This window comes from Loktanella sp. S4079 (genome assembly GCF_000967725.1).
Lineage (GTDB): Bacteria > Pseudomonadota > Alphaproteobacteria > Rhodobacterales > Rhodobacteraceae > Yoonia.
Map to the genome: position 1 here is coordinate 178,952 of NZ_JXYE01000003.1, position 23,049 is coordinate 202,000.

The window sequence follows — 23,049 nt, forward strand, 5'->3', positions numbered from 1 at the left end:
CTATCACCTGATATGGATGGTAGCCAATAAGACTATTGAGGACGGACACGAATGAAGATGGAAGAGCTGACAAAAGGGGATGGATACAAAGTCCCGGCAGCACACCACCCGTTCATGCGACTTGGCTTGGAAAAGCTGGAAACGTTTCATGACGAAGTCGTTGATCTGGAAGCGACGCTAGCTGACGTTGTCAAGCTAGGCGGCGCTGATGCGGAAAAGAAATCTACGCGACTTATCAAACAGTTGCGTGCCTTCGAACCAAGCATCACAATGATTGGCCAGATCAAATCGGGGAAAACATCTCTTGTGAACGCGATGGTCGGTCGGCCAAATTTGTTGCCTGCGGATGTGAACCCGTGGACCTCTGTTGTGACCTCTTTGCACCTCAATGCTCCGCTTCCCAAAGACGCGCCAACCGCGACTTTTCAGTTCTTTAGCCAGGGCGAATGGGACCATCTCATCGAAAACGGTGGCCGAATCGGTGAGCTATCCAGCCGCGCAGGAGCTGATGAAGAGCTGGAAAAAGTGCGCGAACAGATCGCAGAAATGCGCGACAAGACCAAAGCGCGCCTCGGTCGCAAGTTCGAATTGCTTTTGGGCCAAAAACATAACTACGCCGACCTGACTGATGATCTGGTGCAGCGATATGTTTGTATGGGCGACGATTTCGAAGACCTCGACGAAGAGGACCAACAGGGTCGTTTTGCCGACATCACAAAGTCGGCAGATCTCTATCTCGAGGCAAAGGCGATTCCGATGCCCCTGTGCGTGCGCGACACGCCGGGTGTGAACGATACCTTTATGATGCGCGAACAGATCACGATCAACGCGCTACGCGATAGTCGCATCTGCGTTGTCGTCCTTTCTGCGCATCAGGCGCTTAGCTCAATGGATATGGGTCTGATCCGCCTGATCGCCAACGTCAAATCGCGCGAAGTCATCATCTTTGTGAATCGTATCGACGAGCTGTCGAATCCGGCTGAACAGGTTCCGGAAATTCGCGACAGTATCTTGCAAACGCTTAAGGATCATAACGGCCCTGAAAACCCAGAGTTGATTTTCGGTAGCGCCTATTGGGCAAATATCGCGCTCGGTGAAACGCTTGACGATATCGTTGCCGAAAGCGCCGAAGCGATGTTCAACTGGGCCGAAGCATCGCTCAGCGCGGATACCGCCGGAATGGAGATCAACGAATTGGTCTGGCATCTGTCTGGCGTGCCGCAGCTATACAGCGCGCTGTCCGATCGCATTGTCGAAGGACCCGGCGCGGAAATCTTGTCTGCATCGCGCAAACGTGCGCTCAACCTTGTTGGTGGTGTGCGCGCCTCTAGCTCGATGGTTTCCATGCGGCTCGAGGGTGACAGCGTCGATGTGATGCCGCACGATCAACTTGTGACCCACCTTGATAAACTCGAGGCGGACAACCTGAAATTCCTGCATGACCGCATGGATATCGTGTTCCAACAGTTTGGATCGCGAGTTGACCAATCGCATAAACGTTTCTTGGACCGTGCGCTGGAATCGCTGCTACAGCACCTCGAAAACAACGGTGAAGAACAGGTTTGGCAATACAGCCCCGATGGTTTGCGGATGTTGCTGCGGACCAGTTATCAGGTGATGCGCCGCAATGTAGCCTCGACATGTGATCAGGTGTTTGCTGCGGCCTCTGCCGATCTTGCCGAAACGTATCGGACCGCCTTTGGCGTTGCCGTCGAGAATTTCTCGATCACTCCGCCTGCTGCACCGGAAATTCCCGCGCCCGTGTCACTGGGTCAAACCATTGCGCTTGATCTGCAAACATCGTGGTGGAAAGGCTGGTGGAAACGCCGCAAAGGATACCGTGCATTCGCAAGTGGGTTCTATGATCTGATCGAAGCCGAAACCGCCCCCATCGTGGACGAACTCAAGGTTCGGCAGGCCGAAGAAATCCGCAAAATGGTCGAGGTCGAATTGCGTGAATTCTTGGCCGAACAGCGGGGCTTCCTGACAGACATCAGTGAAAAGTCGAACCTAAGTAAAGACGATCTGAAAGACATCTTTGGGATTACAGCGCAGCAAGAGCGCGAAGAACTGTTTGACTATATCTTCGAAGAACTGAGTGACAGCGCGCCTGCCGAAACAGAAGGGGCAGCTTAATGTCTACAGCGACACAAGCACCGCGCAAGCCCCGCATCGCATTAATGGGTGAATTCTCCGCAGGGAAAAGCACCCTTTCGAACCTGTTGATGGGGTCACGCCCCCTACCAGAAAAGGTGACAGCAACGCGGCTTTCGCCCGTGTGGATGTCGCACGGCACCCACGCTCCGTTCAGTGTCGATGTTGAGGGGAACACCCAAGAAGTTTCTCTGGACCACCTTGAGGACATTCCCGTCGAAGAGACCATGTGTATCAGGCTCTTTCTTGAATGCGACATTCTGGATGTCTGTGATCTGATCGACTTCCCCGGCATTTCAGACCCTAACATGTCGTCCGAAGTATGGGAACGCATGTTGCCCGAGGTTGATGCCGTGATTTGGCTGACCCACGCGACGCAAGCGTGGCGCCAATCAGAGGCGGCGGTTTGGGATGCCATGCCCGATGCGGTTCGTGAAAATTCGACCCTTCTGATCACGCGTTTTGACAAACTCACCACCGAAAAGGATCGGTTGCGCGTGTTTAAGCGTGTGAAACGCGAAACGCAGGGCCAATTCGCGGCAACATTCCCGATTTCCTTGCTCCAAGCCCTAGAGGCTGGCGAAGACTATGATCTGTGGGATGCGAGCGGCGCGGGACCATTTGTCGAACATCTTATTGAGGCGATAGATAAGCTGAGTAAGCTGGCTGCGCGAACAGAGCTACCGCTCTATAATATTCCGAATGGCACCCCCGTTCCTCAGCCTGTGTCGGCGCCCGTTGCACCGCGACGCGTAAAACGCCCGCTGAACGACGACGCGCCAAAACGTGAACGCCCAACAGCCGAACAAGCGCAGGCAGCAGGCCTTCCACCGGGCTCCGGTGGGTCAACATCTTAGGCATGCGTCATTTGATGGGCTTTCACCCCAACACGTTTTGACGTAATCAGGCAGTTATCAACACAAGTGAGCGGACAACAATTATGGTTGTGGACGATCTAGATGATTTGCAGGAGAAATTCGCCGCATGCGACACGATCGCATTCGCGGATTTGTCGACGCAAATGATACTGGTAACCAATTCAGCGACTTCGCTACCGCGCGAGGGACTTGATAACCTATGTGCTGAGGCCGCTTTGACCATGGGGACAAAGCGTCAGCAATTTCTGGGCACAGAGCCAAGCGCAAGCGCGGTAATCGCAAGCCGTGGCCAGATTCGCATTTTCCTACGCGCAAAATCAGAGCCGAGCGATGTCATGTGCTGTGTGAGCTCGTCTGATCTCGACATCAATGCGTTTCTTGCAGAGGCGCAACCGCTTCTCGAAAAGCTGAGCAGCGGTGCCTGAGCATGACACAAACAACACCAGACCGAGGCCGCAACCGTGAGTGACACGTCAACAATCGCGAACAAGCTCGCAGCCTTGCTTGCTGACAATCAGGTTTTTGTAGGTGGTAGCCGGATTATTGCCCAAGGCGGTGCGCCTGCCCCGCTCGCTGCTGTCTTGAACGAAGTCGATGCGACCGTCATGGAACGTACATTGGTTTTTGGCATCGACGACGTGAACGTCAGCATGATCGTCTCTGGTCGCCGTTTGCGTGGCATTGTCGATGTGTCCGGCAACTTGCCAGAGGCGGCGAATGTCATCGGCAAAGTTCTTTCGCGTGACGAGCCAGAGATCTTGCAAGCCGCAGGCGATCTGATGCTGTTATTGTGTGCATCGGCCAATCGCGTGACGGTGCGCAGCCAGCCCGCCCAGCCATTAGGGGCAAGCTCTGAAGCAGGCATTTCCGCAAACGGCCTTGCAAAGCTATGGCACATTGATCTGGACGCAAAACCGGTTGCCCTGATCGAACGCTTCTTGACCGCAAATTCGGCTGACATGTCAGCCTATTTGTATGTCTCGAATGGCGCAGTTGCGAAAACCGTCGGTGACGTCGCAATGCTTGACGCACTGTGGAGCACGCAAGTCGCTGAATTCCGCAAACGCCACCGTGCCGTCCATCCGAAAAAAGAGGGACCGCGTCTCATTTGCCTGAGCGAACCATTAGGCGAAGGAACGACAGTCGCTGTTGCAGTGGACGGCAATGATGTGGGCGTGTTTAGCTACAAGCCGAGCCAGATGCCCAAGCTTATCTCTGCATGGGGCAACACCCTAGGGTAATCGACCTAGGTCCACACTCAACCCACACAACTTTCACGCACTTGCGCCGACAAATTAGGCACGAGGTGAAATAGCCTGTGCGCGTACTATCACAATTGGCCCGAGCAAAGCGCTTCCGGTTTCAGTTGTGATTAATTGTTGCGCTTGTGCGGTGAAAATTGGCGCGTATTTCCGCAGGTCATGACAACTGCCGCGTTATTCAGCGTCGGCCTTAGGACTCTGCCCATTTGGTAGACTACTTATTTGCACGTCTACTCAGACGATCATCGCCGCGCAGCGGGCCTTCCTGGCAGAAATCTCCCGCCGCGCGACCACAACAGAACAGTTGCGAAAGCCGCTTAGCATTGGGCGTCGCCCATGTGAACAGGCCTCGCGATTACGAAACGGGGATATTGTTTCAATGGCATATAAAAAGACATTAGGTGCGTCCGTCGTCGCCGCGTTGATGGCAAGCACATCAATCGCCGCAGCAGACTGCGCCGAACCAATCAAAGTCGGCGTGCTGCACTCTTTGTCCGGCTCAATGGCGATTTCAGAAACCACATTGAAAGATGCGATGCTGATGCTGGTCGAACAGCAAAACGCCGCTGGCGGTCTGCTGGGCTGTGAAATTGAAACAGTTGTCGTTGATCCAGCATCCGACTGGCCGCTCTTTGCTGAAAAAGCGCGCGAATTGCTGACAGTATCCGAAGTTGACGTCATCTTTGGTAACTGGACGTCGGTTTCTCGTAAATCCGTGCTGCCCGTCATCGAAGAGCTGAACGGTCTGCTGTTCTACCCTGTTCAATACGAAGGCGAAGAGTCGTCGCGCAACGTATTCTACACTGGCGCGGCCCCAAATCAGCAAGCGATCCCAGCGACCGATTACTTCCTAGAAGAACTGGGTGTTGAGAAATTCGCGCTTTTGGGCACCGACTATGTGTACCCACGTACGACCAACAACATTCTTGAATCATACCTGATCGACAACGGCATCGCCGAAGAAGATATCTTTGTGAACTACACGCCGTTTGGTCACTCTGACTGGGCGACCATCGTTGCTGATGTTGTGGCTCTGGGCGAAGACGGCAAACAGGTTGGCGTGATCTCGACCATTAACGGCGACGCAAACATCGGCTTCTACAAAGAACTGGCTGCGGCTGGCGTTTCCGCTGACGATATCCCTGTTGTTGCCTTCTCTGTTGGTGAAGAGGAATTGTCTGGTCTGGATACCTCCAACCTTGTTGGTCACTTGGCCGCGTGGAACTACTTCCAGTCTGCAGACACCGAAGCAAACGCCGAGTTCATCGCAGCTTGGAAAGCCTTTGCAGGCGAAGAGCGTGTGACAAACGACCCAATGGAAGCCCACTACATCGGCTTTAACATGTGGGTGAACGCTGTGACCGAGGCGGGCACAACAGACGTCGATGCCGTTCGCGAAGCAATGTACGGCCAAGAGTTCCCGAACCTGACTGGCGGGACAGCCGTGATGCTGCCAAACCACCACCTGGCCAAGCCTGTTCTGATCGGCGAAATCCAAGCTGACGGTCAATTCGACATCATCAGCCAAACTGCCGAAGTTCCTGGCGATGCGTGGACTGACTATCTGCCAGAATCAGCAGTTCTCAAGTCTGACTGGCAGGAACTGGGTTGCGGTATGTACAACACCGAAACCGAGACCTGCGTTCAGCTGACTTCGAACTACTAATCAAACGTCTGGCGCGGGGTAATCGCCTCGCGCCAATCTTTGACGATCACAAAGGCGTCCCATGTCCCGCATCTTGATGTTGTTTACCCTGCTGGTCGGGTTCTGTGGTGCCGCGCAGGCACAAGACCTGCAAACTCTCTTGCAAAGCCATGCCGAAGAGGTCGCCAAACCCGGACGACGTACTGTGACCGCGGTCTTGGATGATCTGGCCGCATCTGGCCTGCCCCAAGTCGCGACATTTCTAGAGCAGTGGCAAGAGAAAAACGTATGGCAGGGACCAGAGGGCGACTTCCATTTCGCGACAGAAGACGGTGACAACCTGCTTTTGACTGACATCGACACAGGCGTTGAAACGACGGTGCCGGATGCGGGTTTTACTCAGATTAAACCAAACGGAGGCGTGCGCCGTGTTATCGGAACCGCGCTGGTTCAGTTCCAACTCATGGACCCTGATCTAGATCGCCGCACCACCGCAGTCGCCTCGATTGCACGCCGCCCAGAGGCGAGCCAGCTCGCCCCATTGCTGGCCTCTATTGATGGCGAAGAAGACAGTGCTCTTCGCGACCGCAAAATCCAGCTTGCGAATTTTCTATCCGCCCGTTTTGCCGATGCCCCCGAAGACCGGATTGCCGCAATCCAGAGCCTTTCATCCGACGTCAGCGTCGAAGCACGCGCGGTCCTCAACCAAATACTGACAACCGCGACCGAGGTGGCCCCCACCCTGCCCGAGGATCAAAACATCGCAACGGTGCTAACGCCCGGTGCTGATATTTCATTGGAAGAAGCCTATGGGATGCTGGTCGATGCCGACCTGTTCGCGCCTCTGACGCAGCCTGACGCGATCAAAGCTGCTCTTGCCGACAATATCGTCGATGGTCGTGTGGGCGATGTGCCCGTCGCACAGCTAAACACTGACGCAAACCGCGCCCGCGCCTATGCGCAGCTCGCGCATGCGGGGACTGTACCGCCCCTGGTGACATCGATCGAACGCGATGCTGCCCTATCCCAATACGTATTTTTTGAAGCTTATTCAGAACCCGACGCAGTCATTACCGACGCGGCAAGCGCGGCATTGGCTGGGGCAGAAACACGTGTCGCCGTTGGGCAGGCCGCTGATTTGACGCTTGATGCGCTATCGTTGGCCTCGATCTATTTCCTTGCAGCGATTGGGTTGGCCATCACGTTTGGTGTGATGGGCGTAATCAATATGGCCCATGGCGAATTTATCATGATGGGCGCCTACACTGGCTATGTCGTGCAGCTGTTCATTCCGAGCTATACACTTTCGATTATCGTTGCCTTGCCGCTCGCTTTTGCTGTGACATTTGGTGCTGGGGTCGCGATGGAACGGTTGGTCATCCGTCACCTTTACCATCGGCCGCTGGAAACGCTTTTGGCGACCTTTGGGATTTCAATCGCGCTCCAACAATTGGCGAAAAATATCTTTGGCACCCAGGCTCGCCCTCTAACGTCTCCCGCATGGCTCGATGGGGCATGGGTATTCAACGATGTCGTTCAGATCAGCTATATTCGGATTGCGATTTTTGTGCTCGCGCTGATCTTTTTGTGCCTCATCCTGTTTGTCTTGAAACGCACACGACTGGGGCTCGAGGTACGCGCGGTCACGCAAAACCCTGGTATGGCAGCATCCATGGGGATCAATCCTGATCGGATCAATATGATGACCTTTGGGCTTGGCTCTGGGATCGCCGGGATCGCTGGCGTAGCGATTGGACTTTATGCCAAGGTCACCTCTGAAATGGGTGCCGACTACATCGTACAATCCTTTATGACCGTCGTCGTCGGTGGTGTTGGCAATGTCTGGGGTACGCTCGCGGGTGCTTCTCTCATTGGGTTCCTGCAAAAAGGGATCGAGTGGCTCAACCCCTCGAACACCTTGGCCGCGCAGACCTATATGATCCTCTTTATCATACTCTTTATCCAGTTCCGTCCCAAAGGCATCGTCGCTCTCAAGGGTCGGGCAGCAGCGGATTGATCCCATGAACAAAAGCTTTCTTATGCGTAATCCGTCGTCATTGTGGTTTTTGCTTGGGCTAAGCCTATTTACCATCGTCGTCACGATCCTGTCAGAGGCAGGGCTTGGCGTGATCTCAACCTCTTTTGTTAAGACATTAGGCAAAACCCTATGCCTCTGTTTGATTGCAATCGCGATGGACGTAGTCTGGGGGTATTGTGGTATTCTCTCGCTCGGACATTTTGCGTTTTTCGGGATTGGTGGCTACGCTATCGGAATGTGGCTTATGTACGCCCGCACCGAAGGCATCGTGCTCGATAGCCTCGCATCCCAAACGATCCCACCCACGCCGCAGGAAATCACAGATGCCATCGGCAATCAGATTTTCGGGGTTGTTGGCAGTTCCGAATTCCCGGCGATTTGGGCGTTTTCAGATAGCTTAGCTCTGCAACTCTTGATGGTCGTTTTGGTGCCTGGAGTTTTAGCGCTTGGATTTGGATGGCTTGCATTCCGCAGTCGCGTGACGGGTGTCTATCTGTCGATCCTGACACAGGCGATGACCCTCGCGCTCGCACTGTACCTATTCCAGAATGACAGTGGGCTGCGCGGGAATAACGGGCTGTCTGGCTTGCAAAACATACCCGGCTTCGAAGACACCGCCCAATCAACGATATCGCTGGTCTTCTTTTACGCCTCAGTGTTGGCCTTGGCTTTGGGGTATCTGGTCTTTGCTTGGGTGACCTCTGGCAAAATGGGCAGCGTGATCAAAGCAATCCGAGACAATGAATCGCGAGTTCGATTTCTGGGGTATCACGTCGAAAGCTACAAACTCTTTGTCTTTACGCTGACAGCCATTGTCGCCGGGATCGCTGGTGCGCTGTACTACCCACAAGCAGGCATTATTAACCCGGCAGAAATCGCACCAATCGCATCAATCTATCTCGCGGTTTGGGTGGCCATCGGCGGGCGCGGGCGTCTTTATGGGGCGGTCATTGGGGCTGCGTTTGTTTCGCTCTTATCGAGCTGGTTCACAGGCGGCGGCGCTCCGGCGGTGAACCTCGGGTTTTATACAATCCAATGGACCGATTGGTGGCTAGTGCTGCTGGGCCTGTCCTTTGTTGCAGTCACGCTCTATGCGCCAAAGGGCATCGGCGGTCTGTTCGACTATCTGGTAAGGAAACCATCATGAGCACTTTGTTAGAAGTCGACGGTGTCTCGGTCACGTTTGACGGATTCCGAGCAATCAACAACCTGTCTATCCAAATTGGAGAACCCGAACTGCGCGCCGTGATCGGCCCTAACGGTGCAGGCAAGACCACATTTATGGATATCATCACCGGCAAAACAAAACCCGATGAAGGACGCGTCACCTGGGGTGAACGCAATATCTCGCTTCTTGGAATGTCAGAAAGCCAGATCGCCATGGAAGGGATCGGGCGCAAATTTCAAAAGCCCACCGTTTTTGAAGACCAGACCGTTCGCGAAAACCTATCCATGGCGCTGCGCAACCCACGTGGCCCATTCGCCGTGCTGTTCTACAAAAAGACCCGCGAAGGCGCACAACGGATCGAAGAGATTGCCGATGAAATCGGATTGACCGATAGCCTAACCCGCCGTGCTGGCGAATTGAGCCACGGTCAAAAACAATGGCTCGAAATCGGCATGCTGCTCGCCCAAGATCCGCGTCTCTTGCTGGTGGACGAACCCGCCGCTGGCATGACCACAGCCGAGCGCGAACACACTACTGATCTTCTCAAGCGGGCGGCCAAAACGCGCGCGGTCGTCGTTGTTGAACATGATATGGAGTTCGTCCGGCGGCTTGATTGCAAGGTCACTGTCCTGCACGAAGGCTCCGTTCTTGCCGAAGGATCGCTAGATCATGTGACCTCTGACCAAACCGTAATCGACGTATATCTGGGACGCCAATAATGCTGAACGTCAAAGACCTGACCCTCCACTATGGGCAAAGCCAGATCCTGCACGGCATCAACCTGCATGCGCCTGTTGGCGAAGTGACCGCCGTGATGGGAACAAACGGCGTTGGCAAAACCAGCCTGCTCAAGGCGATTTCGGGTCGGCACCCTTATACAGATGGGCAGCTTTCGGTCGGGGATCAGACGCTTGATCACCCCTCTGCCTTTGCGGCGGCAAGAGCCGGGATCGCCTATGTTCCACAAGGCCGCGAGATTTTTCCGCTCATGTCGGTACAAGAAAACCTCGAAACCGCATTTGCCTGCCTCCCCAAAGAAGATCGCACGATCCCCGATGAGATTTTCCAATTGTTCCCGGTCTTATTGGATATGAAGGCCCGGCGTGGTGGTGATCTTTCGGGCGGTCAGCAGCAGCAGCTTGCCATCGCGCGCGCGCTCATTACGCGCCCCAAAGTATTGCTTCTTGATGAACCGACCGAAGGCATCCAGCCAAATGTCATCCAGCAAATTGGCCGCACCATTGATCTGCTACGCGACCAAGGCAAAATGGCAATCGTTTTGGTCGAGCAAAACTTTGAGTTTGCTTATGGATTATCGGATAGTTTTAGCGTCGTCACACGCGGCAGCGTCTCACGTTTTGCACGCAAATCCGAGATCACACGCGAAAGCCTGTTAGAAGACCTGGCGCTATAATTTGGCATCACGCCGGGCGATTGCCCCGCTCGTTTAACTGGGAAACGCTGACTTCTTAGGCGGCTTCTGATGCTGTGTCCTAATCTCGCGTTCTGTGTCCCTACCAATCGTTCCCATCAAAGGCTGATGACACCATGTTAAAAGCGTCCTCATGCAAAATATTGGGATCAGTGACTTTTTTCTGCATTAGCATTCCAACTTGGTCACGAAAGCCGAGAACGGGTTTAAAGCGGCCTTGCCCAACCGAAAATTCGGCCACTAGTGGGCCGTGAAACTGCTCCAATCCCAACCCCGCATATCCGTGGTCTCTGTTGGTCCACTAGATGATCATAAGAGATGCCCGACTATCCCTTAGAGCACTGTCCTTGTTTAGGGGCTTCGCCGACAATTGAAGGTGCCGGTTCCGTCGGCAAATTGCGCACCCTCTGAATGGCGTCTCTCCCCCACGATATTCAGACCGGTGCGCTGAGAAGGTGATGTAATGTTGTGTGCAAGTGAGACCCGATGATAACCAGAAATCATATCGCTACGAATGGGTTAGACCAAATTCACTTCTTTGGCGGCGGTCTCGAACTTGACGAGAACCACTGGGACAATCTCGGGTTTTATAGCATTAGCAAATTCTCTCATGGGCACCATGCCCGTTCGGGCGGCGGCGAAGATACCTTTAACTTCCAGAACCTAAACCGAGTCGCGCATGTCGTGGTCGGTCGGATCGAAGATTTCGACGTCTCGCGGGACGAAATCCGCATTGAGGGGCAATTGCTCGACTTCAACAATCTTCCGAGCAATGTCCGCATTGTCGAATTTAACGGCGCGCACAACGCAACCACATCAGACTCACAACAGTGGCTTCTCATCGCGACATCTGCAGGCGGTCACATCTTCTATGCCCTTGGCGGCGCCCGCATCGACACAGACGGTGACGGCGGGTCCAGTATGGGTGAACATGAACATCACTTCATCCCAGAAAGCCGGCTCCCTGACTTTGCGACCCTCAAAGACGTAGCTTACGTTTCGCCGGTGAATATCGTGCCAAAGAGCGCGACAGCCTCGGATGGGCTCATCATCAATGATGTCGACGTAACCCGTGCGGATGTCCTCACTGATATACTGGGTTCGTCGGGTGATGACTTGATTGCCGCCGGTCTAAACGACGATTTCGTATTTGGCGGTGACGGTGATGATCGAATCTGGGGAGGAAGCGGAAACGACACCATCTTCGGAAATGAAGGAAACGATACCCTGACTGGTGGCACAGGAGCCGACAGTTTTGAGGGATCGGTCTCAGAAATGCTTGGCGATACCATCACGGACTTTTCGACTGAGGATACAATCATCTTTAACAATGCTGCGCTGCGTGCCGATGACCTTGCCGTTAGAGACGACCGCGACATCTTGATTGGCTATGATGCCGACAGTGATGGCAACATTTCAATAAATGAAGAAATACGTTTGCAAGGCCTGTTCTTAGATGGTGAATTCCTAACGGCATTCCACGCAAACAGCACCTACATTACCTACGAGACCTGTTTGCCGACCCTCAGCGAGGGCCGTGCCGTCGATCACTCCATGCTAAACGGCATCAACAACCAAATGTATCTCTTGGGGGATGGCGCAAAAGCGTTTCAAGTTTCTCTACTCGACACGGGTCGTGCGGGGTATGACAATGTCCTCGGTGTCTATGAAATCACACCCGATGGCGCGCTTGTTGATGTTCAAATTTTGTTTTCTAACACCAATGAACAGAGCTCTACGGTCACCCTGTCAGGCATCGAAAACGGCAACACATTAGGCTTCTTTGTCGTGCAAGATGGTGCCGATTGGGCAGCAACCCTATCAGATACAGATATTCTCAGCTTCGTTAATAATACCGGAGAAGGGGCCACACTCGACGACGGGAGCACCGTTCGACTGGCAATAAACGGCAGCGCCGTCACGGAAACCATATTCCACAGCTATGCCGCATCCTTAAACGAAGACGGCATGCAGCACGCGGTATCAGGAATCCAATCTGGTGGTGGCGCAATCGAGTTCGGCTTCGAAGACATGACCGGCCTCGGCGACGCCGACTACCAAGACGTCGTTTTCAGCGTGGAAGCACACGACTATTTGCTGTGATACTTTCTCAGTTATAGATTTAGCTCACTGAAAATCAGGCGACGTTTAATCACAACGGTCGAAACGGCGATACTTGTGTGCGCTGATCAATCGATGCATCGGGGTATATTGGGGTCTAATTTCAGCGAAGCAGCTAAATCGCCGCAAAGGTGAAATAGGATTTTGATTATGAACAAGCTGGTGAAGTGATTTACTCCATTTTCCCAATACCCAGATGGAAAAAGACCACGCTCAACGGTGAAGATCCGCAAGCATGGCTCACATCGACTCAAGCTCAGACGGCCGACACACCATCACTCACCTCGAAGCGCCTCCCTTGACGTTACACTGTGCAATAGGTCGGACACAACGGATTGGTATGAAACCTCGACACATTTAGACGCGAATGGAGCTGGGAAAAGCGAAACATTAAATGCTCTATCATATTACAGGTGGTAATAACGATCTACCTGAGGCCCCAAAACATGTAGAACTCCTGTACCGTTCGACGGTAACGTTAAGAGGCCTGCGCTGAAAGATTCCAATCAAGACGGCAAATATGCTGTCACCTTCAACCGTGGAAACAACGGGCGGCCTGTTGACCTGACCCACATGCCAACGCCGTTGCTTCGGAACGGAAGCGAAGAACGCCCAAAAAAATACGAACACTGCGGGTTGGCCAACGTCGTCAAATAGATATCGTTGCATCGTTCTAGGCACAAAACGCCTTACGTAAACGTCAAGAACGTGGCGTCCTTGGGCTCTACCGCGTCGATTTTACACTGTTGTCGTCGCACCATAGCGGTTAACAACGTGCTGAGAACGCTTACGATCAATTTTCTTGGGAGAGAAACGCAGATGAAGGTCATCGTACCGGTCAAGCGCGTGATCGACTACAACGTGAAAGTTCGTGTCAAAACGGACGGCACAGGTGTCGATCTTGCAAACGTCAAAATGTCCATGAACCCATTCGACGAGATTGCTGTCGAAGAGGCAATTCGCCTTCGCGAAGCTGGAAAAGTGGAAGAAGTCGTCGCTGTATCCATCGGCGTGAAACAAGCGCAAGAAACATTGCGTACTGCATTGGCCATGGGCGCGGACCGCGCGATCTTGGTTGTTGCGGCTGATGATGTCCACACAGATATCGAACCGCTCGCTGTTGCGAAAATCCTTGCGGCAATCGTTAAGGACGAAAACCCTGATCTGGTGATCTGTGGTAAGCAAGCGATCGACAACGACATGAACGCAACTGGTCAGATGTTGTCTGCCCTGCTGGGTTGGTCACAAGCCACATTCGCATCCGAAGTGAACCTCGAAGGCGACAGCGCTGTTGTCACCCGCGAAGTTGACGGCGGCCTGCAAACTATCAAGGTCAAGACGCCAACGATCATCAGCGTTGACTTGCGCCTGAACGAGCCACGCTATGCGACGTTGCCAAACATCATGAAAGCCAAGAAAAAGCCGCTGGAAGAAAAAACAGCAGCTGACTACGGCGTTGATGTTGCGCCACGTTTGACTGTTGTCAGCACGTCAGAGCCAGAAGCACGTCAAGCGGGCATCATCGTTGGCTCTGTTGATGAGCTGATCGAGAAACTCAAAGAAGCGGGGGCTGTATAATGGCTGTTCTTCTCCTTGCCGAAGTTACCGACGGCGCATTGGCTGTTGACGCAACTGCAAAAGCCGTCACAGCGGCAACTGCCTTGGGCGATGTGACTGTTCTTTGCGCTGGCGCGTCTGCCAAAGCCGCCGCTGATGAAGCCGCAAAAATTGATGGCGTTGCCAAAGTGCTTTGCGCCGAAGACGCCGCGCTGAGCCACCGTTTGGCAGAGCCAACAGCAGACCTGATCGTGTCTCTGGCTGGCGACTACAGCCACATCGTTGCCCCTGGCACAACTGACGCGAAAAACATCATGCCGCGCGTTGCTGCTCTGCTCGACGTTATGGTGATTTCCGAAGTTACCGGTATCGTCGATGCGGATACATACCAACGTCCGATCTATGCTGGTAACGCAATCCAGACCGTCAAATCTGGCGACGCGACCAAAGTGATGACAATCCGTACCGCTGGCTTTGACGCCGCTGGTATGGGCGGTTCCGCCTCGGTTGAAACGATTGGTGCCGCTACTGACCCTGCACTGTCTGAATGGGTTGAAGACAAGGTTGCCGAATCTGATCGCCCTGAACTGACCTCAGCTGGTGTTGTTGTCTCCGGTGGTCGCGGTGTTGGTTCCGAAGAGGACTTTGCCCTGATCGAGAAACTGGCAGACAAGCTGGGCGCAGCTGTTGGCGCCTCCCGCGCTGCGGTCGACAGTGGCTACGCCCCGAACGACTGGCAAGTTGGCCAAACAGGCAAGGTGGTTGCACCTGATCTATACGTTGCTGTCGGCATCTCGGGTGCGATCCAGCACCTTGCAGGTATGAAAGACAGTAAGATCATCGTCGCCATCAACAAAGACGAAGAAGCTCCGATCTTCCAAGTCGCCGACTTTGGTCTGGTCGCTGACCTGTTCGAAGCTGTCCCAGAGCTAACTGAAAAGCTGTAATTTGGCGACAAGCCGCAAGACACAAAGGCCCGCCATTACTGGTGGGCCTTTTTTCAATCTTGCCTATGAGATCAGGGAAATATCGCCGTGACGGTATGGTTGATACTCCCCCCCATATCCTATACCTAGCCGCAAGCCGTCGGGTACGCACACCTTACTGGCTGTCATCTGCGCAAGCGCAAGGCGGAAAGACGATGGACGGTCTTCATACTGAGACACAGCATCCAACTGTTGGAAGCACGATTGCGCTGACTGGTCTTTCGTTTTCAGTAACAAACAAAGTCATATTGTCCGACGTTTCCGTTGAAACAAATGCCGCAAGGATTGGCATTGTGGGGCGCAACGGATCGGGGAAATCGACGCTCGCCCGAATTTTGGCCGGGCTGATTGCGCCGACATCTGGCACGGCCTGTGTCAACGGGCACAACCTGTCCAAAGACCGCAAGGCTGCGTTGACGGAAGTTGGGATTCTCTTCCAAAACCCCGATCACCAGATCATTTTCCCAACCGTCAACGAGGAAATCAGCTTTGGCTTGCGCCAACTCGGCCTGAGCAAAGATATCGCCGCCCAAAAGACCAATGAAATCCTGACTCGTTTTGGGAAATCACATTGGGCAGAAGCCTATATCAACACGCTGTCACAAGGACAAAAGCACTTGGTCTGCCTGATGGCGGTCACCGCGATGGGGCCCAAGGCGATCATTCTGGACGAACCGTTTACTGGGCTAGATATCCCGACCAAGGCGCAACTGAACCGTTATCTCAACCATTATCACGGCAGTCTGATCCATATCACCCATGCGCCAGAAGACCTAAAAGGCTACGACCACATCATTTGGCTCGAACAGGGCAAAGTCGAAAAATCTGGCCCCGCCGACGCGATCTTGCCCGAATATATTCAGCGTATGCAAACACTCGGAGGTCTAGATGATATCTCTGACCTCTCCGGTTAAGACCAAGGCACATCGTTGGCCAGCAGGCGCAAAACTGGGGGCACTTTGCCTGTCCACCGTTATCCTATTCTACGTTCAATCGGTGGCAGGACACATTGCTATTTTTGCCGGGGTGCTGACGCTTTATGCCCTGCCCGGTCGTCAGTTTTTCATCAGCGGGATCCGCGCGCTAAAGCTGCTATGGCCGTTTATCGCCATAGTGGGAATATGGCATATCTGGACCGGGGAAATCGCGCTCGGCGCGACAGTTATACTGCGCATGATGTCCGCCGTTGGGCTGGCGAATTTGGTCACGATGACAACCTACTTGTCGGATATGATCAGCGTAATCCGCCGGATCGCGCGCCCACTCACACGGTTTGGGCTACGCCCGGCTGTGTTGGAACTTGCCATCGCATTGGTCATCCGCATGACCCCTGTGTTGGTTGAAAAAGGATCGCAACTGTCGCAAGCATGGCGCGCGCGGTCTCGTCGGCCCGCAGGTTGGCGCATAATTCTACCCTTCACCGTACTGGCGCTGGATGACGCGGACCAAGTCGCAGAAGCCATACGCGCACGCGGTGGATTTGATGCTTTAGAGGAGAGCTAAATGGAAAAGAACGTCACACTCATTGCCCTATTCGCCGGCCTGATCGCCGCTCTTGGGCTGATTCCCAAGGTTACGCTTGGATTTGGGGTCCCGATTACAGCGCAAAGCATGGGCGTCATGCTCTGCGGTGCAATTTTGGGATCGAAACGCGGCAGCCTCGCGGTTCTGCTGTTCCTTCTGCTGGTTGCAATCGGCTTGCCGTTGTTGTCCGGCGGTCGCGGCGGTTGGGGCCTGTTCGTTTCGCCATCCGCAGGCTTCCTCATCGGCTGGCCAATCGCTGCATTCGTGACTGGCTGGATCGTCGAGAACTGGAAATCCGCACCTCTTATGATCGTCGCAGGGATCGCATCCGTGATCGGCGGGATCATTGTGATGTATATTTTCGGCATCATCGGCATGGCGATTACGCTCGACAAATCTTTGATCGAAGCTGCTGGCCTGACCACTGCATTTATTCCGGGTGACCTGCTGAAAGCCGGGATCGCAGGCATGCTGACGTCAGCACTTGCTAAGGCCCGCCCAGCAAGCGTTCTGTCACGTGCAGATGCGGTCTGATCTTTACGATCTCTTAAGACAGCGGCGGTCAACGCGGGCCTTTACCTCGGCGCCTGTTGATCGCTCAACTATTGCGCGGCTTTGCACAGCCGCGCGACGCGCACCAAGTGGCGCGAATTTGCAACCTGGCAAATTTCATGCGCTCGCCGGTAACGAACTTGATGCGCTCAGTGCTCGACTGGTCGCAGCCGCACAATCCGGTATGCCGACCGCATTGGAATACTCGTATTTTCCAGAACGCATGTCCCCCACCCACAAAGATCGACAGCGCAAAGCAGGTTTCGCCCTATACGAGGCACTTGGCATTTCGCGCCGCGACATCGCAGGTCGACGCGCGCAATTCGATCAAAACTACCGCTTTTTTGACGCCCCAGTCGGCATCGTGGTCACCATCGACCGCGACATGGGCAAAGGCTGTTTTATGGACCTTGGGATGTCGATCATGGCCCTACTCCTTGCAGCCGAGGCCGAAGGGCTAGGCGCGACTGGAATCGGCGCGCTGGCCAATTATGGCGCAATCACTCACGATCAGCTTGGGCTTGATGAAAATGAACTGGTCGTCTGCGGCATCGCGATTGGTCACGCTGACCCAAATTCGCCGGTCAATCAGTTTCGCACTGAACGCGCTGCGCTGTCTGAATTCGCCAGCTTTCGCGGATTTGACGATTAATCGCGTCGCAATAGGACCGCAGAACCGATCCCACCTGCCGAAGCAATCGCTGCGATTCCAACGCCACCTTTAGCACTCAATTGATGAAACAAGCGCGCAGCTAAGATCGCCCCAGACGCGCCAATCGGATGCCCCCACGCTAACGCGCCGCCAAATCGATTAACCAATTCACGCGGCAAATCCGCACCCTGTTGGCAGGCAATTGCTTGGACAGCAAACGCCTCCATCAATTCGATGTGGGTCAGATCGTTGACGGTGATCTGAGCAGACTTGAGGCATGCATTGACCGCCTCCACCGGGGCAAGCCCGGGCATATCGGGCACACCACCCAGCGTCACACCAGCCGAAAACAGCACCCCGCTCATGCCAATTCGACGCAAGAACTGTTCAGACACCATAACAACAAACGCGGCACCATCCGCCGCAATGGCCATGTTGGCGGCTGCAACCGAACCGCTGACAACCGGTGCTTTGCTGCAATGCCGGGTCGTCAAATCGCGGGTAAAGCTGTCGCTCTCCACATCGCACATCGGCACGATCTCGGGGTGATTATATGACTTTGCTTGGGCGTGGCTGCCCATCGCCCAGCGGTCCTGATCCTCACGGGTCACTGCCATTTTTTGTGCAAGCTGATCAGCGGCTCTGGCCATATCGGGGTCGCGATCTGCCCAAGGGGTAAAACGCGCCTGATCGTAACGCACCGGATCGCTGCCATCTGCAAAGGTCCTCAGACGGATGGGCCGACGCGAATAGCTTTCAACGCCTCCGGCAATGACAACATCATGTACCCCCGCGCGGATCAATGCATCTGCGACGACCAACGCATCAAGCCCACCCGCACATTGCCGATCAATAGTCATCCCCGCGACATTCTGCGGCAGCCCCGCATGAAGCGCGATGATCCGTGCCGGGTTTCCGCCCGCCCCCAATGCGTTAGAGGCAATCAATTCGCCCACTGCATTTGTCGCAATCCCTGCATCCCGCAAAATCGTGGAGATCACTGGTCTCGCGAGATCCTCAATCTGCAAGGCCGCGAACGCCCCATTGCGGGGAACCACCGGGCTGCGGCGCGCAGCGATGACGTATGAGCGCGCCATTATTGGTCTGTCGCCATCAAGGTGAGCTTTTGCAAATCGGGCTTGCCCGCAGCGAGCAAAGGAAGTTCATCGAGGAAACGGATATCATTCGGCACCGATTGTGGTGGCAAATGATGGCGACAATGATCCCGGATGGTTTTCGCATTCATGTCATTCCCTTCGGACTGGACGAAACAGACCAAACGATGGCCCCGCATTTCATCCGGCGCGGCAACCACGGCACATTGGTCAACACTGGTCAGTTGCATCACTGCCTGTTCAACCCCCTCGAGAAACACATTTACATCGGCGATGGTTACCATGCGATTTTTACGCCCACACAGGAATAGAAACCCATCCTTATCAATATAGCCCATCTCACCAATGCTCAGCGCGCTACCCCGCCATTGTGTATCAGGGTGATTGTCGCCTTCGTATCCATCAAAAAGATAAGGGCTAGATATCCAGAGCTCCCCAGCGTCAGCCCCAATTGTGGTATCAACGGTCACTGCAACGCCCGGATACAATTTCCCAACCGAACCCGCCGGGGCATCACCGTCAGTGATGGAAACAAAACTGGTCTCGCTCGCGCCAAAGAATTCGAACACTTTGGCGTTAGGAAATAGGGGGTGTAGCTTCGTCCGCAGTGCCAGTTCTAACTTACCACCACCTGAAAACACACGACGCACGCTCGGCAAGTGCCGCACACCTGCGGCAAAGGCCCCTTTGATCAACAACGACAATTGTGTCGGCGTCGCATAGAGAACGGTGACGTTCAAATCCCTCAACGCCTCAATCTGTCGTTGTGGTCGCTTCCTCTCTAATGCACATAGGTCAGCCCCTAAATGAAGCGCCTCTGTCGTTGCATATAGCGTAAGAGAATGCCCCAAAGATCCCAAGGTCGCGTAGATATCATTCGGCGAGACATCAAAATGATCAGCGTTGATTTCGAAACTCTTAATCCAGCTTTCGGGTGTTCGCCGGATCACCTTGGGCCGCCCGCTTGAACCTGAAGTTTCACACAGCAGCCACTGCTGCCCATCGATGCCGTGCTCAATGGCCTTCACGCCAGACGACTGCGCAGAGATGCTCGCGCCACGCGCAAGGCAATCTCGCAGCGTGGCAATACCCCCAGCGTCAGGTGTTAATATCTGCGAAGAGCTATGGCATTGAAATTGAGTGGTATGTGTCATGCTGCGGCGTTTCTAACACCAATTCAGAATTGAGTGAAACGCACAACGGTGGGTCGCTCTCCTCTTGTCGTTAGACTTGATACAATAATTCTCGGATCGTGCGCACCAACGTGATACTCGCCTCTTTGTGGCATTGGGGACCCATCATTTCGGTCGCCATTGCCTCTTGGGTCGAAGGATAGAACATACCCTGTGTTCCTGCCGCGAGCGCCTGTGCCGACGGGTTTACGACAACAATATCCTGCACCAGCGGGCGCAATTCCTCGACCATAGATTCGGTGATGAACAGTGGATCAGTTTGCAGCTGTCCAGGACGCGCGGACCACTCTTGGTCATTCAGCGGTTCGTCTGAGAACCAGAACAACACAACGCGGTCACCCGTTTGTCCTAACATATTTCGCATACGCGCGATCCATGCTTGCCGTAATTCGTTCACGACGATTTCAAATCGATCAGGGGATTTTTCATGCAAAGCGCTAAGCATATGCCGCGTGAAGGCGAATTGCGAGAAATCGACGTCGTTATAAATAGCCTGCAAAACTGTAGAAGCGCGAAGAAACCGATCGTTACGGCGCGGGTGCACTGAATAAAACCGGTTCGATAGGTTGTTCGCGCCCATCAACTGAATCACCGTCAGTTCTGCCTTGCGACATATCTCCATAACTGATGCGTCGTTTACAAAGGCATCGATGCCCCCATTCACACATCCGAAATTCACGCATGTTTGGCGCATCGCCTTTTCAACAAGTGCTGGAAACGGCTTTTCAATAAATTTGCCATAGGTTTCGGTACTACCGATAAACGTCATGTAAGGCTGGTCTAATCGCCTTCGCGGGCCGCGAAAGAGCACCTTAGAGTTACCATAGCGACATGGTGCATACCCCAGCTCTTCAACCTCTATCACCTCTTGCTTCATCTTTTCCTACCACTGTTCAAATCCCACCCTCGGCAACAGATTCGCCTAAATCCTTTGCCAAATTACTAATGGCAAAATTCAATTTAACTTTTCATCGACTGCCTGACTTGAAGCCCCCCTGCCAGCGGGCCTATGGTGCGGCTAACCGGTAAAGGAATATCCAGATGGCAATTGAACGTGTGGGCGTCGTTGGCGCAGGGCAGATGGGCAACGGGATCGCACATGTGTTTGCTTTGGCAGGCTATGACGTACTGCTAACGGACATTAGTGCAGATGCACTAAAGGCTGCCGTCGCCCTGATCGACAAAAACCTAGAGCGGCAGGTTAGCAAAGAACTGATCTCGGCCGATGAAAAGTCAGCGGCGATTAGTCGGATCGCAACGACCCAAACTCTAGCGGATTTGGGGCAAAGCGATCTGATTATCGAGGCTGCAACCGAACGCGAAGAAATCAAAACCGCCATCTTTTCAGAACTACAGCCGCATCTGAAACCTGAAACCATTCTGACATCAAACACGTCATCAATTTCTATTACGCGGCTTGCCTCGAACACGGATCGCCCTGAAAAATTCATGGGGTTCCACTTCATGAATCCTGTGCCCGTGATGCAATTGGTCGAATTGATCCGTGGCATTGCAACTGACGAAGAGACCTTCAAAGCTTGTTTTGAAGTGGTTGAGCGTCTGGGGAAAACCTCTGCGACAGCCGAAGATTTCCCCGCCTTTATTGTGAACCGCATCCTGATGCCGATGATCAACGAGGCGATTTACACGCTCTATGAAGGTGTCGGATCGGTCCAGTCGATTGATACTTCGCTCAAGCTAGGGGCGAACCATCCGATGGGGCCGCTTGAGCTGGCCGATTTCATCGGTTTGGATACCTGCCTTGCGATTATGAACGTCCTGCACGATGGGCTGGCGGACACGAAATATCGGCCCTGCCCATTGCTCACCAAATACGTCGAGGCTGGTTGGCTAGGTCGCAAGACCAAGCGCGGTTTTTACGATTATCGCGGGGAAACGCCTGTTCCGACGCGCTAGCTTCCTAATTTCAGCGTCTGTTCGCGGAGCCATGCCATAAACGCGCGTGGCTCTTTGAGGCGGGTTGTGACCTCTTCGGGGTCAAACATTTTGCCGATCACAGGTTTCTGGGGTTTGCCGCACGCATGCACAATCTCATGCAATAGCAGACTTTGGCGCAGCGTCGCAGAAATTCGGTTTGCCATCTGATACCAACGCGAATTCGCCCCCGGAAAGAAGCAAGGCACCACTTGCGCCCCCGATGTGCGGATCATTTTAGAGGTAAAGACGTTCCATTCCGCCTCGACCGCGGGACCAAACATTGTCTCGGACGACGCAATCACACCCGATGGGAACAAGGCAATCAAACCGCCATTTTTCAGGTGATCCATCGCAACACGGCGCATCTCGACCATTTTCTTTTGCGCGTCCGGTTCATGCGGGAATGGAACCGGGATCATAAAATCAGCGGCATCCTGATCAATACCGGTCAGAATCGAACGGGTCAGAATACGGTAATCTGTTCGCACACGACCAATCAAATCAGCCAAGATCATCCCATCAACCAAGCCATGCGGGTGGTTCGCAACCAATACCGTCGGCCCAGACTTGGGAATGTTATCTAACTGCTCTTGTGGCGTTTGCAGGTCGATATTCATGACATTCAGCGTACCGCGCCAAAAGTCTTGGCCGTGGAATTTGCCCTGTTGCTCAAACTTGCGGATCATCCGAATGATCTTGATCTTGCCGGTAAACCATTCGATGGCCCGAATGACATTCCGCTTTGCCGGGCTGTCAAATGTATTCGAATAGGTCAGGCTGCGGCGATCGTATACGCGCGGAGCATTTTCGTCCAAAACAGGGTTCTTTGCAATT

21 protein-coding genes are annotated in these 23,049 nt (G+C 53.9%); 17 read left to right on the forward strand and 4 right to left on the reverse strand.

What is annotated here, in order from left to right:
- Positions 1 to 51: 51 nt before the first annotated feature.
- The 16 genes from TW80_RS10180 (at position 52) to TW80_RS10260 (ending at position 17,969) form a co-directional block, all read left to right on the forward strand.
- Complete coding sequence (locus tag TW80_RS10180; protein WP_045997302.1) at positions 52 to 2,136, forward strand: dynamin family protein; 2,085 nt, start codon at positions 52 to 54, stop codon at positions 2,134 to 2,136.
- Positions 2,136 to 3,011, forward strand: a complete 876-nt coding sequence (locus TW80_RS10185; protein ID WP_045997303.1) for a dynamin family protein — start codon at positions 2,136 to 2,138, stop codon at positions 3,009 to 3,011. The genes TW80_RS10180 and TW80_RS10185 overlap by 1 nt, the downstream gene beginning before the upstream one ends.
- An 83-nt stretch (positions 3,012 to 3,094) precedes the next feature.
- Complete coding sequence (locus TW80_RS10190; RefSeq protein WP_045997304.1) at positions 3,095 to 3,457, forward strand: hypothetical protein; 363 nt, start codon at positions 3,095 to 3,097, stop codon at positions 3,455 to 3,457.
- 36 nt (positions 3,458 to 3,493) lie between these two features.
- Positions 3,494 to 4,273, forward strand: coding sequence for a hypothetical protein (locus TW80_RS10195; protein ID WP_045997305.1), 780 nt, complete (start codon positions 3,494 to 3,496; stop codon positions 4,271 to 4,273).
- 400 nt (positions 4,274 to 4,673) lie between these two features.
- Positions 4,674 to 5,960: an urea ABC transporter substrate-binding protein gene (gene urtA, locus TW80_RS10200; protein WP_045997306.1), complete on the forward strand. Its 1,287-nt coding sequence runs from the start codon at positions 4,674 to 4,676 to the stop codon at positions 5,958 to 5,960.
- 61 nt (positions 5,961 to 6,021) lie between these two features.
- A complete protein-coding gene (gene urtB, locus TW80_RS10205; protein ID WP_045997307.1) occupies positions 6,022 to 7,956 on the forward strand; it encodes an urea ABC transporter permease subunit UrtB in 1,935 nt (644 codons plus the stop codon).
- A gap of 4 nt (positions 7,957 to 7,960) precedes the next feature.
- Positions 7,961 to 9,124: an urea ABC transporter permease subunit UrtC gene (gene urtC, locus TW80_RS10210; protein ID WP_045997308.1), complete on the forward strand. Its 1,164-nt coding sequence runs from the start codon at positions 7,961 to 7,963 to the stop codon at positions 9,122 to 9,124.
- Complete coding sequence (gene urtD, locus TW80_RS10215) at positions 9,121 to 9,864, forward strand: urea ABC transporter ATP-binding protein UrtD (RefSeq protein WP_045997309.1); 744 nt, start codon at positions 9,121 to 9,123, stop codon at positions 9,862 to 9,864. Before urtC ends, urtD begins: the two co-directional genes overlap by 4 nt.
- Positions 9,864 to 10,559, forward strand: coding sequence for an urea ABC transporter ATP-binding subunit UrtE (gene urtE, locus TW80_RS10220; protein WP_045997310.1), 696 nt, complete (start codon positions 9,864 to 9,866; stop codon positions 10,557 to 10,559). The genes urtD and urtE overlap by 1 nt, the downstream gene beginning before the upstream one ends.
- A gap of 504 nt (positions 10,560 to 11,063) precedes the next feature.
- Positions 11,064 to 12,680, forward strand: coding sequence for a DUF4114 domain-containing protein (locus TW80_RS10230; RefSeq protein ID WP_045997312.1), 1,617 nt, complete (start codon positions 11,064 to 11,066; stop codon positions 12,678 to 12,680).
- An 837-nt stretch (positions 12,681 to 13,517) separates the two neighbouring features.
- Entirely contained in the window at positions 13,518 to 14,276 is a 759-nt protein-coding gene (locus tag TW80_RS10235; RefSeq protein ID WP_045997313.1) for an electron transfer flavoprotein subunit beta/FixA family protein, read from the forward strand.
- On the forward strand, positions 14,276 to 15,202 hold the full coding sequence (locus TW80_RS10240; RefSeq protein WP_045997314.1) for an electron transfer flavoprotein subunit alpha/FixB family protein: 927 nt from the start codon (positions 14,276 to 14,278) through the stop codon (positions 15,200 to 15,202). The genes TW80_RS10235 and TW80_RS10240 overlap by 1 nt, the downstream gene beginning before the upstream one ends.
- Positions 15,203 to 15,396: 194 nt before the next feature.
- Positions 15,397 to 16,155, forward strand: a complete 759-nt coding sequence (locus TW80_RS10245) for an energy-coupling factor ABC transporter ATP-binding protein (RefSeq protein WP_045997315.1) — start codon at positions 15,397 to 15,399, stop codon at positions 16,153 to 16,155.
- On the forward strand, positions 16,130 to 16,744 hold the full coding sequence (locus TW80_RS10250; protein WP_045997316.1) for an energy-coupling factor transporter transmembrane component T family protein: 615 nt from the start codon (positions 16,130 to 16,132) through the stop codon (positions 16,742 to 16,744). The genes TW80_RS10245 and TW80_RS10250 overlap by 26 nt, the downstream gene beginning before the upstream one ends.
- Complete coding sequence (locus TW80_RS10255; RefSeq protein WP_045997317.1) at positions 16,745 to 17,299, forward strand: biotin transporter BioY; 555 nt, start codon at positions 16,745 to 16,747, stop codon at positions 17,297 to 17,299.
- Positions 17,289 to 17,969: a nitroreductase gene (locus TW80_RS10260; protein WP_045997318.1), complete on the forward strand. Its 681-nt coding sequence runs from the start codon at positions 17,289 to 17,291 to the stop codon at positions 17,967 to 17,969. The genes TW80_RS10255 and TW80_RS10260 overlap by 11 nt, the downstream gene beginning before the upstream one ends.
- Here the strand turns inward: TW80_RS10260 and TW80_RS10265 are convergent.
- From TW80_RS10265 to TW80_RS10275, 3 genes are all read right to left on the reverse strand, one after another.
- Entirely contained in the window at positions 17,966 to 19,066 is a 1,101-nt protein-coding gene (locus tag TW80_RS10265; RefSeq protein ID WP_045997319.1) for a thiolase family protein, read from the reverse strand. The two genes, TW80_RS10260 and TW80_RS10265, sit on opposite strands and share 4 nt — an antisense overlap.
- Positions 19,066 to 20,238 carry an AMP-binding protein gene (locus tag TW80_RS10270; RefSeq protein WP_045997320.1) on the reverse strand — a complete coding sequence of 391 codons (1,173 nt, stop codon included), beginning with the start codon at positions 20,236 to 20,238 and terminating at the stop codon, positions 19,066 to 19,068. The genes TW80_RS10265 and TW80_RS10270 overlap by 1 nt, the downstream gene beginning before the upstream one ends.
- Positions 20,239 to 20,308: 70 nt before the next feature.
- Positions 20,309 to 21,154: a DUF6473 family protein gene (locus TW80_RS10275; protein WP_045997321.1), complete on the reverse strand. Its 846-nt coding sequence runs from the start codon at positions 21,152 to 21,154 to the stop codon at positions 20,309 to 20,311.
- 164 nt (positions 21,155 to 21,318) lie between these two features.
- Here TW80_RS10275 and TW80_RS10280 point away from each other — a divergent pair, with 164 nt between their 5' ends.
- Positions 21,319 to 22,194, forward strand: coding sequence for a 3-hydroxybutyryl-CoA dehydrogenase (locus TW80_RS10280; protein ID WP_045997322.1), 876 nt, complete (start codon positions 21,319 to 21,321; stop codon positions 22,192 to 22,194).
- Here the strand turns inward: TW80_RS10280 and TW80_RS10285 are convergent.
- Complete coding sequence (locus TW80_RS10285; protein ID WP_084625774.1) at positions 22,191 to 23,030, reverse strand: lysophospholipid acyltransferase family protein; 840 nt, start codon at positions 23,028 to 23,030, stop codon at positions 22,191 to 22,193. The two genes, TW80_RS10280 and TW80_RS10285, sit on opposite strands and share 4 nt — an antisense overlap.
- Positions 23,031 to 23,049 lie beyond the last annotated feature (19 nt).